The organism is Burkholderia sp. AU4i (assembly GCF_000466765.1).
GTDB lineage: Bacteria > Pseudomonadota > Gammaproteobacteria > Burkholderiales > Burkholderiaceae > Burkholderia > Burkholderia cepacia.
In genome coordinates, this window is record NZ_ASSI01000274.1 from 1 (window position 1) to 11,222 (window position 11,222).

General features: G+C 68.1%; 11 protein-coding genes. 7 read left to right on the forward strand and 4 right to left on the reverse strand.

The features are described 5' to 3' along the window. On the forward strand, positions 1-2,730 hold a 2,730-nt coding region (locus tag L810_RS40070; RefSeq protein ID WP_042978187.1), incomplete at its 5' end, for a glycoside hydrolase family 2 protein. Between the two features lie 110 nt (positions 2,731-2,840). Here the strand turns inward: L810_RS40070 and L810_RS40075 are convergent. Both L810_RS40075 and L810_RS49460 read right to left on the reverse strand, forming a co-directional pair. Continuing rightward, positions 2,841-3,617, reverse strand: coding sequence for a class I SAM-dependent methyltransferase (locus L810_RS40075; protein ID WP_021163830.1), 777 nt, complete (start codon positions 3,615-3,617; stop codon positions 2,841-2,843). 116 nt (positions 3,618-3,733) lie between these two features. Then, a complete protein-coding gene (locus tag L810_RS49460; protein ID WP_006767081.1) occupies positions 3,734-3,868 on the reverse strand; it encodes a hypothetical protein in 135 nt (44 codons plus the stop codon). A 404-nt stretch (positions 3,869-4,272) separates the two neighbouring features. Here L810_RS49460 and L810_RS40085 point away from each other — a divergent pair, with 404 nt between their 5' ends. From L810_RS40085 to ampC, 3 genes are all read left to right on the forward strand, one after another. Then, positions 4,273-4,743 carry a hypothetical protein gene (locus L810_RS40085; RefSeq protein ID WP_021163831.1) on the forward strand — a complete coding sequence of 157 codons (471 nt, stop codon included), beginning with the start codon at positions 4,273-4,275 and terminating at the stop codon, positions 4,741-4,743. A gap of 70 nt (positions 4,744-4,813) precedes the next feature. Next, on the forward strand, positions 4,814-5,626 hold the full coding sequence (locus L810_RS40090; protein ID WP_021163832.1) for an alpha/beta fold hydrolase: 813 nt from the start codon (positions 4,814-4,816) through the stop codon (positions 5,624-5,626). 322 nt (positions 5,627-5,948) lie between these two features. Beyond that, positions 5,949-7,118 (forward strand): class C beta-lactamase, encoded by a 1,170-nt coding sequence (ampC, locus tag L810_RS40095; RefSeq protein ID WP_042978188.1) that lies wholly within the window; start codon positions 5,949-5,951, stop codon positions 7,116-7,118. A gap of 174 nt (positions 7,119-7,292) precedes the next feature. Here ampC and L810_RS40100 read toward each other — a convergent pair whose 3' ends face one another. Next, entirely contained in the window at positions 7,293-7,664 is a 372-nt protein-coding gene (locus L810_RS40100; RefSeq protein WP_021163834.1) for a cupin domain-containing protein, read from the reverse strand. Positions 7,665-7,908: 244 nt separating this feature from the next. Here L810_RS40100 and L810_RS40105 point away from each other — a divergent pair, with 244 nt between their 5' ends. From L810_RS40105 to L810_RS40115, 3 genes are all read left to right on the forward strand, one after another. Further along, entirely contained in the window at positions 7,909-8,571 is a 663-nt protein-coding gene (locus tag L810_RS40105; protein ID WP_042978191.1) for an ankyrin repeat domain-containing protein, read from the forward strand. A 139-nt stretch (positions 8,572-8,710) separates the two neighbouring features. After that, entirely contained in the window at positions 8,711-9,622 is a 912-nt protein-coding gene (locus tag L810_RS40110) for an NAD-dependent epimerase/dehydratase family protein (RefSeq protein WP_021163837.1), read from the forward strand. A gap of 205 nt (positions 9,623-9,827) precedes the next feature. Next, positions 9,828-10,730, forward strand: coding sequence for a LysR substrate-binding domain-containing protein (locus L810_RS40115; RefSeq protein ID WP_021163839.1), 903 nt, complete (start codon positions 9,828-9,830; stop codon positions 10,728-10,730). A 122-nt stretch (positions 10,731-10,852) separates the two neighbouring features. Here the strand turns inward: L810_RS40115 and L810_RS40120 are convergent. Next, a partial coding sequence (locus L810_RS40120; protein WP_042978189.1) for a TolC family protein occupies positions 10,853-11,222 on the reverse strand: 370 nt, incomplete at its 5' end.

Sequence of the window (11,222 nt, forward strand, 5' to 3'; positions counted from 1 at the left end):
GTGCCGGGCGACCCCGAACACAGCCTGCTGGCCGCGCAGGATCTCACGAAGAACTGGACGTTCGCCCCGGCGAGCAGCCTGCCGGGCGCCGGCGGCGCGCAACTGTCGGGCGCGGCCGGCGTGACGGGCATGGCGCCGGCGACGGTGCCCGGCACCGTGCTGAACAGCATGATCGTCAACGGCAAGTATCCCGACCCGTTCTACGGCCGCATCGTCACGGACACCATTCCCGACACGCTGAAGGACACCGACTACTGGTACCGGACGACCTTCACGGCGCCCGCACGGCAGCCGGGGCAGCGGCTGTGGCTGCGCTTCGGCGGCGTCAACTACTGCGCCGAGGTCTGGTTGAACGGCGCGCCCGTCGGCCGGCTCGAAGGTGCGTTCAAGCAGGGGGCGTTCGACGTCTCGAAGCGGGTGCCGCAAGCGGGCGGCGCGGCCGGTCTCGCGGTGCGCGTCGTCAAGCCGGATTTCTCGGAAGGGCCGCTGCTGCCGAGCTACGCGAGCGGCGTCACGCGCGGCGGGCGCAACGGCGGCCCGACCGGCGTCACGCTGAAGAACGGGCCGACCTTCTTCTGCTCGGCGGGCTGGGACTGGCTGCCGACGATCCCCGATCGCGAACTCGGCATCTGGCAGCCAGTGGCATGGTTCACGACCGGCGCGGTGCGGATCGCGGCGATCAACGTCGCGCACACGCTGTCCACCGACCTGTCGCGCGCCGAGTTGCGGCTCGATCTCGAGCTGGACAACGGCTCCGGCGCGGATCTCGTCGCGACCGTCGTCGGCACAGTCGGCAACGGCGTGCCGTTTCGCCACGACATCGCGATTCCCGCATCGAGTACGACGACGAAGGTGTCGCTCACGTCGTCGGATATCGCGGCGCTTTCGATCAAGCAGCCGAGCCTTTGGTGGCCGAACGGATATGGCGAACCGAACCTCTACGCGGTGACGGTCGGCATCGAGGTGGCGCGCAGGCGCTCGGACGAGCGCACGCTGAAAGTCGGCCTGCGCCGCATCGAATACGTGCGCGACATCGGCATGGGGCCGCAGTTGAGCATTACGGTCAACGGCCTGCCGATTCTCGTGATGGGCGGCAACTGGGGGCTCGACGAAGCGCTGAAGCGCATTCCGCGCGAACGGTTGTTCAACCAGGTGCGGCTCCATCGCGACGCGAACCTCAACCTGATCCGCAACTGGAACGGGCAGAGCACGAGCGACGATTTCTTCGATGCATGCGACCGCTACGGGATCCTCGTCTGGCAGGACTTCTTCTTCTCGACCGAAGGCGACGGGTCGGGGCCGGCCAACGTGCCGCGCGATCTCGACAACATCCGCGACGTGATCGCGCGCAACCGTCATCGCCCGTCGATCCTGCTCTGGTGCGGCGGCAACGAAGGGGCGCCGCCGCCGGCACTCGTCAAGGGGCTCGACGCGCTCGTCGCCGAACTCGACCCGCAACGCCTGTGCCTCACGAGTTCGGCCGGCGATACGGGCGCCGGTGCGGTGAACGGCTATTCGTCCGGCGGCCCGTACAACTGGGCCTCGCCGCAGGCCGCATTCAGCCGCGGCTACGGCACGACGTCGATCGCGTTTCACAACGAGGTCGGCTCGCATTCGATCCCGACGCTCGAATGCGTCGAATCGATGCTGCCGCCCGGCTCGTATGAATGCCCGGACGACTTCTGGGCCGACCGCGACATGAACGGCAACGGCGCGTATTACCCGTCGGTCGGCAAGCAGGGCGGCGCCGGCTACATCGCGATGACGGCACAGCGCTACGGCGCGATCCGCAATCTCGCGGACTTCGTGCGCAAGGCGCAGATGATGAACTACGAATGCATCCGCTCGATCTACGAGGCGAACGCGGCCGTGATGATCGGCCCGGTGGCCGGGAAGATCACGTCGCCGGCCACCGGCGTGATCATGTGGATGACGAACCCCGCGCAACCGAGCTTCGTGTGGCAGATGTACAGCCACGACCTCGACGCGCATGCGTCGTTCTTCGCGGTGCGGCACGGATGCCGTCGCGTCAATGCGATCCTCGATGCGAATACCGCCGACGTGACGATCGCGAATCATACGGCGGCAGCCGTCACCGGCCGCGTCGAGATGCGCGTGTACAACCTCGACGGCACGTCGAGCAGCCGGACTGTCGCGGACGTCGGTGGAGTCGCGAAGGCATCGTATCGCGTGGTGGCGAACCTGAAGGCGGCGATGGCCGCGGCGAAGTCGGACGTGTGCATCGTGTCGCTCGTGCTGACCGATGCGGGCGGCAATACGCTCGCGGAGAACGTGTACTGGCGACAGCGCGACGGAGGCGACACCGCGTATACGTCGCTCGATACGATGCCGGGCGCGGCGGTTGCCATCGGCGCGGCATCGGCCGAGATCGACGACACGACGACGCGCATCACGGTCGACGTCGCGAACATCGGCACGACGTTCGCGTTGATGACGCACTTGCAGGTATTCGATCCGTCGACCGGTGCGCGCGTGCTGCCCGCGTTCTACAGCGACAACTACCTGAACCTGATGCCGGGCGCGAAGCGGCAGGTCACGATCGATTTGCCGCATGCGAGCGGCGCGCCGGTGTCGCGCGTCGCGCTGCGCGTCGACGGGTGGCGGCTCGACCGCCCGAACTGCAGGCTCGGGCTCGGCGGCGTGCCGGTCGTGTTCAACGAGCGCGCGCTGGCGGTCGATCCGGCGGTGCCGACGTTTGGGGCATGCTGACGGCGGCGTGGGCGTGGGCGTGGGCGCGTGCCGTGCAAGCGGCAGCGAGCCGTTCAAGCGCCGCGTGAAGGCACGCGGCGTTCGTCGTACGCCCGATCGCCGGCGCGCCGTTACGGCTTGAGAAACCTGTCGAGCCAGCGCGGTGTCGCTGCGCGATCGAAGACGACGTGCAGCTCGGGACTGAACGCGCCGTATTCGAGCCCGTGGCGTTGGGCAAGCAGCGTCAGGGACTGCGGCGTGTGAAACGAGATGTGCCCGTTGCGCGGCACGCAGTACCACCACTGCTCGATGCCGCGCTCGATGATCTCCCGGCTGATCAGCGATGTCTGGAACAGCAGCGCGCCGTCGCGTTTCCGGTAACGCATGATCTGGTCGAAGAGATCGAACGGCGCCGGATGATGCTCGAACACCTCGAACGACAGGATCGTGTCGAACGTGCCTGCGGGCGGAACCGGATGCGAGAACGGATCGTACGACGTCACGTCCGTGAAGCCGCGCGATGCCAGTTTCCGTTCCAGCAAGCCCAGCCCCGAGCCGAAATCGAGAATCCGGCCTTCCCGCATTTCCGCGAAACTGGTGCAGATCAGGTCGGCATGCTGCTGCGGACGGACCTCGAGATACTCGGGATCGTGGCGCGCATAGTCGGCGTTATAGACATGCTGCGCGAAATCGTCGTGGGTCCAGCTGTCGAACATGGGCGCCCACGTGAAGCCGCATTGCTCGCAAGCATGGTAGTAGACCGGCACGCCCGCATACGGGTCGACTTTCTTCCCGGCAATGAAGTCGGCGCCGCAGCGCGAGAAATCGACCAGCCCGCAGATGGGGGCGCGGGCCGAGCACACCTTGCAGGCGAGGGCGGCCGGGTGGCGGTTCGAACCATGATTCAAATTCCGTTCTCCTGTTGCCGGCAAGGCGTGCGCGTGACAGACGGTGCGGGTGCGGGAGAGGCTATCACAGTCGCGCCGGCCGTCGCGACCGGGCGCGGCCGCGTGGCCCTGCGCACTTACGGACGCAGCAGGTCGAATCCGCCGAACACGACGACACCGCTCAACACGATCATCGCGACGGAGTGCTGGCCGAAGTAGAGAATCGCGGCGGCAAGCCACGTCGTGATGCAGAAGGCGCCGATGCGGGCCATCGTGTGTTCCTCGAATGCGTGATGAAGTGAGCGCGCGCCGGACGGCGTTCGCCGCTTGAAGCGGCGAGCGGGGCACGCAGGCGAACGGAAAAAGCGACCCGCGCAGCCGCGACCGCGGCGTCGGCACGTGTCGCGTGCCGCGCCCGGAAGGGCGGGAGTCGATAACCGGCGGCGTTGCGCGCTCGTGCGCCGGGGCGGCGGGCGCGCGACTTCCGCCGGCGAAGCCGCGATTTTATCAGCGCTGCGGTGCCGCGAATCTGGCCCTTTCGCGACTAAAACCGGCGATCTTCAGCCAAATCTGTCTGGCCCCGATACTCAAGTTTCGTGTGACGAATGCCGTAAACGAGTTGGAAGGTAATTTCGCCCCCAGCCACGATTCGCTTACCGACACAGGGACCGACACGATGCAGATCGATTTCTCCACGACCACGCGCACCTCGCTGGCGGACGCCAGCCCTGGCGCGAACGCTTCGTCGGCCGCGCCCGCCGCGACGTCATCCACCGATGGCGCGACGAATGCCGCGGGCGCGACGGGTACGACGAGTCCGGCAGGCACTTCCGGCGCGCAGGGTTCGACCGGTGCCAGCGGCGAAACGCTCGGCGCATCGGGCGCGTCGTCCGACGACCCGGCGGTCGCGCAGCTTAAAGCGTTGATCGACCGGTTGCAGAAGCAACTAGCCACGATCGAGCGCCAGATGGCGAGCGCGGCGCAGCGCGCGAAGGACGACCCGGCCGCGGCGGTCGAACAGCAGTCGCTGAGCGCGGAAGCCGGTGCGATCGCGGGAGCGCTGGCGACCGCGATCTCGCAACTCGCGGCGGCCGTCGAGAAGACGGGCGGCTCGTCGGCGGGCGGGCTGGTGTCGACGCAGGCCTGAGCGGATGCGGCCGCGTCGGCCGCACGCATTACAATCGCAAGCACGTCTCCCTCGACAGGACGGCAGAACGATGGATGCGGAACTCGACGACGACGACCTCGTCCGTTTCGACGCGCAAGGCGGCACGCCGCTGCCGGCGGCCGACGCGCAAGGATGGCTCGAACACGACGGCGCGCGCATCTGGCACGCGTCGTTCGGCCACGGCCCGCCGGTCGTGCTGTTGCACGGCGGCCTCGGCCACGGCGGCAACTGGGGCAACCAGGTGCCGGCGCTGCTCGCGGCCGGCTACCGCGCGATCGTGATCGACAGCCGCGGCCACGGCCGCAGCACGCGCGACGCGCAACCCTATTCCTACGAACGCATGGCGTCGGACGTGCTCGCGGTGCTCGATGCGCTGGACGTCGACCGTGCGCGCTTCGTCGGCTGGAGCGACGGCGCGTGCATCGCGCTCGTGCTGGCCGATCGCGCGCCGGAACGCGCGGCCGGCGTGTTCTTCTTCGCATGCAACATGGACCCGGGCGGCACGAAGGAGATCGTGCCGGGCCCGCTGCTCGACCGCTGCTTCGCGCGGCATCGCAAGGACTACGCGGCGCTTTCCGCGACACCGGGCGAATTCGACGCATTCGTCGCGGCCGTCAGCGAAATGATGCGCACGCAACCGGATTACAGCGCGGAGGATCTCGCGGCGATCGCCGTGCCGGTCACGATCGTGCTGGGCGAGCACGACGAATTCATCCGGCCCGAGCATGCGGCGTACCTGGCGCGCACGATCCCGGGCGCGACGCTGACGATCCTGCCCGGCGTGAGCCATTTCGCGCCGCTGCAGCGGCCCGCGCGGTTCAACGCGGCGATGCTGGCGTTTCTGGACCGGTTGCCGGGGTAACGCGCTGGAGCCGTCGTGTTGCCGGCGCCGTGACTCGTTTGCACGGCAACGTCATCGACGTGTCGCGCTCGTGGCAGTGCACGCGACGGTGCTGCCCGACGTTCCCCGCAAACCATCGAGCCCGCCGCGCCGGCGGCAGCGGTCATCCACTCCTTCGCCAAGCCCATAAGTTTTTCTTTAGGCTCGATCAACATAACGTCGATTGTTGACGGACGGCTTACAGCGGATAGTCCTGCTTCGGCAGGCCGGCCGCTGCGATTTCCGCATGGCGCGACCGGATCTGTTGTCCACGCAACCATCAGAAATCGAAGGAACCGCAACCATGCGATTCAACGCGACACGCTTCGCCGCGACCCTGCTCGTCGCCGCGTGCGTCACCGCCACGGCCGGCCGCGCGGGCGCCGCCACCCCGGACGACCTCCACGACACCGTGACCCGTCACATCGCGCCGCTGATGAAGCAGTACGCGATTCCCGGCATGGCGGTCGGCATCGTCGCCGACGGCAAGCCCTACGTGTTCGACTACGGCGTGATGTCGACGCAAACCGGCAAGCCCGTCACCGGCGACACGCTGTTCGAAATCGGCTCGGTCAGCAAGACGCTGACCGCGACGCTCGCGGCCGACGCGCAGGAGGGCGGCGAACTGTCGCTGGCCGACCCGGTCGGCAAGTACCTGCCCGCCCTGCAGGGCAAGCCGTTCGGTGTCGTGACGCTGCTCGATCTCGGTACGCACACGTCCGGCGGCATGCCGGTGCAGGTGCCGGACAGCATCCGCGACGACGCGGGGCTGATCCGCTATCTCGACGCGTGGCGGCCCGCGCACGCGCCGGGTACGTACCGGACGTATTCGAACGTGTCGGTCGGCATGCTCGGGTGGCTCACCGCGAAGGCGATGCACAAGGATTTCGCGGTGCTGATGGAGCAGCGGCTCTTTCCCGCGCTCGGCATGACGCACACGTACATCAACGTGCCGGAAGCACGTCAGGCCGACTACGCACAGGGTTATACGCAGGACGGCAAGCCGATCCGGATGACGGGCGGCATGCTGTGGCAGCCGGCCTACGGCGTGCGGACCACGGCGGCCGACCTGCTGCGCTTCGTGCAGGCGAACATGGGGCTGATCGAAACCGCGCCGCGCCTGCAGCGCGCGCTCGAACGCACCCACACCGGCTATTTCCGCGCGGGACCGCTGACGCAGGACCTGATCTGGGAACAGTATCCGTATCCGGTCGCGCTGCCGACGCTGCTCGAAGGCAACTCGATGAAGATGCTGCGCGACGGGTTGCCGGCCTCCGCGATCAAGCCGCCGCTCGCGCCGAGCGCGAATACGTGGATCAACAAGACGGGCTCGACCAACGGCTTCAGCACCTATGTCGCGTTCGTCCCGTCGAAGCGGATCGCGATCGTGATGCTCGCGAACCGCAGCTTTCCGAACGAAGACCGCGTGAAGGCCGCGTACGGGATTCTCGGGGCGCTCGACGGCCGGCGGTAACGTTTCCGCCGGCACGCCGGTCGTGCCGCACGGCCGGCGTGCCGAGCTGTCGGGAAGGCGACCGATGCAGTCGCGACGAATCCGGACGAACGATTGCGCACGGCGGCGATGCAGCGCGGCTGGCGGATCGTCGACCTGTCGTGCAATGCCGCGTCGATCGCGCCCGCTCGCCGCTCATTCGGGCGGCTGCTCGTCGTACGCGACGAAGATCTTCCGCGTGCGTTCGACGACTTCCCACGTGCCGCGAAAACCCGGCGGAATCACGAAACGATGGCCGGCACGCAGGGTCTTCCGGTTGCCTTCGAGGTCGGTGATCACCGACGTGCCTTCGAGGATCTCGCAGTATTCCGCTTCGGTGTACGCGACGTGCCAGCAGCCGGGCGTGCTTTCCCAGATGCCGGTCGAGAAGCGGCCGCACGGACTCGCGAAGCCGGGTGTGAGCGTATGCAGCGGATCGCCGGAAATCAGTTTCTCGGGCGATACGCGGTACTGCGTGGGCTCGCCGCCCGGGGCGAACGCGTCGGTGATGGAGGAAACGTCGATCATGATGGGCATGCTTCGTCGGGGTGGATGGATCGGATGCGCGTGCGGCGCGCCCGTGCGAGGCGAGCGCGATGCGTGGCCTCGCGTCCGACATCATCGCAGATCGACGGGCCGGTGCGGGCAGTGGCCGGATCGGGCGCCGGGGAATCCCGACCCGAAGCAGCGCCGCGCGATCGCGCAGCCGCGACGAACGCTTATGATGGGCGATCGACGCGGTCACGCGAACGCGACACACGAGGAGATCCGGTTGAGCATCACATGGGACGGCATCACGGGCGCCGACGTGCTCGTCGACGCGCAGGTCGCGACCCGGCACGCGCTGGCCGACGCGGCCAGGAACGGCGACTGGGCGACGATGCTCGCGCTCGTCGCGAAGGAGCGTGCGCTCGTCAACGCGACCCGGCTCGGCGGCACGTCGCTTCGTGCGCCGCTGCATCAGGCTGCCTGCGGCGGCGCACCGAAAGAGGTCGTCGCCGAACTGTTGCGGCTCGGTGCGTGGCGCATGCTGCGCGATGCCCACGGCGAGCGCCCGGTCGATATCGCCGGGCGGCGCGGGCATCGGCATCTGGTCGACCTGCTGGCGCCGCAGCCGCGACGCTTCGTGCCCGGCGCCACGCTGCTCGCCATCCAGCGTCATTTCCACGCGATGATCCTCGGCCGCATCGCACATTTGCGCGTCGACGCGCTGCGCCTGCCCGAACTCGAACCGCTACTCGAACTCGACGCGCAGGCCGAACGCATGTGGTTCGCGGTGCCGGGCATGTATGGCGGATTCGCCTATGCGCTGCACACGGAAGGCGACGCGGCGATGCTCGTGTCCGAGAGCTGGAGCCGTGTGGCCGGCGGCTCGGGCCAGCGGCACGAAATCACCGCGGACGGCTGCACGCTGGTCGACGAGGGATTTGTCTGACGCGATCGATCATCCCGTTGCGCTCAAAACTGTTTTCGCGACGCCGCCCTTCCTCGCGCAACGCCGGCCGCCGATACTGCGACGCACGACATTTCGCGAGACGTGTGCCGTACCGACTGTCTCGCTCTCGGAGCAGCAGATGAAAGGCATCAGGATATTCGTGACGGGCGCGAGCGGCTACATCGGCGGCTCGGTGGCCGCGCGGCTCGTCTCGGCAGGGCACGTCGTCACCGGCTTGACGCGCGACGGCGACAACGCCGCGAAACTCGCGGCGGCCGGCATCATGCCGGTCGTCGGCACGCTCGACGACTCGGCGCTGCTGCACGCGTTCGCGCGCGACGCGGACTGCGTCGTCAACGCGGCGAGCAGCGATCACCGCGCGGCCGTCGAGGCGATCATCGCCGCGCTGAGCGGCTCGGGCAAGACGTTCGTGCATACGAGCGGCACCAGCGTGATCGCGGACGACGCACAGGGCGCGCATGGCGATGCCCCCGTATTCGACGAGACGACGCCCGTCGTCAAACCCGCGAAGGCCGAGCGCCGTGCGATCGACCGGCTCGTGATGTCGTCGGCCAATCTTGGCATCCGTTCGGCCGTGATCTGCAACAGCATGATCTACGGCGACGGCCTCGGCATCCGCCGCGACAGCGCGCAGCTGCCGCTGCTCGCGGCGATCGCGCGCGATGCCGGCGCGGTGCGCGTGATCGGCAAGGGGCTGAACTGCTGGTCGAACGTGCACGTCGCCGATGTCGCCGATCTGTATCTGCGCGCGATCGATGCCGCGCCGCCCGGTGCGTTCTACTTCGCGGAAAACGGCGAAGCGTCGTTCGCGGAAATCGGCCATGCGCTCGGCGAGCGGCTCGGCTTGCCGTCCATCGTCGAATGGGACATCGCGGATGCGGCGCGGGCGCTCGGCCATTCGCGCGCGCATTACTCGCTCGCGTCGAACAGCCGCGTGAAGGCGTTGCGCGCGCGGCAGGAACTCGGGTGGGCGCCGGCGCACGGCACGATGCTCGACTGGATTCGCGACGAGATGCCCGTCGCGGCCTGACACGGCGTTGCCTTGTCTGACGAAAAGCGCGCCCGCCCGGGCGCGTTTGCGTATGCGGCCTCCCGCTTCGTGCCGGATTGTTCGGACAATAGTCGCCGCGAATCATTGAACCGAAATCAACTGTGATTCGCGCGCGCGCCGGCTTATCAAAGTGGCGCGGCGGCACTATCGTGGCGGTTTCTGAAACTGCGGAAGGCTGCCGACCATGAAGACGACCCTCGACGAGATGCTCGCGTTCGTGACCATCGCCGATACCGGTTCGCTGACGGGTGCGGCCGACAAGCTGCATCAGCCGACCTCGGTGATGAGCCGGATCCTGCGGCGCCTCGAGGAGAAGCTCGACACGACGCTGATCCGCCGCACGACGCGCCGCCTCGAATTGACCGACGAGGGCAAGCTTTTTCTCGACTACGCGCGCGACATCATCGCGTCGGTCGAGTTTGCCGAGGAACAGATCGTCAGCCAGCGCGAGACGCCGTCCGGGCGCTTGCGGATCAACGCGGCGATGCCGTTCATGCAGCACGTGATCGCGCCGATGATGCCCGGCTTCCGCGAAGCCTATCCGGCGATCACGGCCGAACTCCATACGAGCGACGAGATCATCGACCTGCTCGAACAGCGCACCGACGTGGCGATCCGGATCGGCGAGCTGCGCGATTCGACGCTGCATGCGCGCCGGCTCGGCAGCAGCCGGCTGCGCATCCTGGCGAGCCCGGCCTATCTGGAGAAAGCCGGCGTACCGACGAGCGTCGCCGAACTCGCGAACCATGCGCTGCTCGGCTTCGTGCAGCCGGAAACGCTGAACCACTGGCCGTTGCAGACCGCCGACGGCGGCGTGTACCGGATTCATCCGGCGCTGCAGGCGTCGAGCGGCGAGACGCTGCTGACGCTCGCGCTCAGTGGCGCCGGAATCGTGTGCCTGGCCGACTACATGACGGGCACGCATCGTCGCGACGGCAGCCTCGTCGAACTGCTCGTCGACGATACCGTCGAGTTCCGCCAGCCGATTCACGCGGTGTTCTATCGCAATGCGACGCTGTCGTCACGCATCGTCAGTTTTCTCGACTACTTGAGCGCGCAGTTGAAGGAAGGCGGCGACATCGACTGAGCCGGTGCCGCACGCAGCTGGCCAGGCAACATGCAAAAGGGCGGCGGGTTCGAAACACATCGAACCCGCCGCCCTTTGCGTATCGACCGATGCGCGGCAGCGGTCGCACCTGAACCGCGCGCCTACTGCCCCAGCGCAGTCATCAGCCTGACCCGGCCGAGCATTTCCTCGGTGCGCGCCTGCGCGAGCGAGTCCTCGGCCGCGAGCAGCGAACGCTGCACCTCCAGCGTATCGATGAACGCCGATTCGCCGCTGCGCCACGAGCGGTTGATCTGCGTATAGGCGCCGCGCGCGTTCGACACCGCGCGTTCGAGGCGCTCGGTCCGGCTGTGATCGCGGGCGGTGGCGGCAATCGACGTCTCGACGTCGCCGACGGCCGTCAGCACCGTCGAGCGATACGCGGCGACCGCCTGTGCGGCCTGCGCGCGGCGCAACGCGACGACGCTGCGCCGGCGCCCGCCGTCGAACAGCGGCGCACTCGCACCGGCGCCG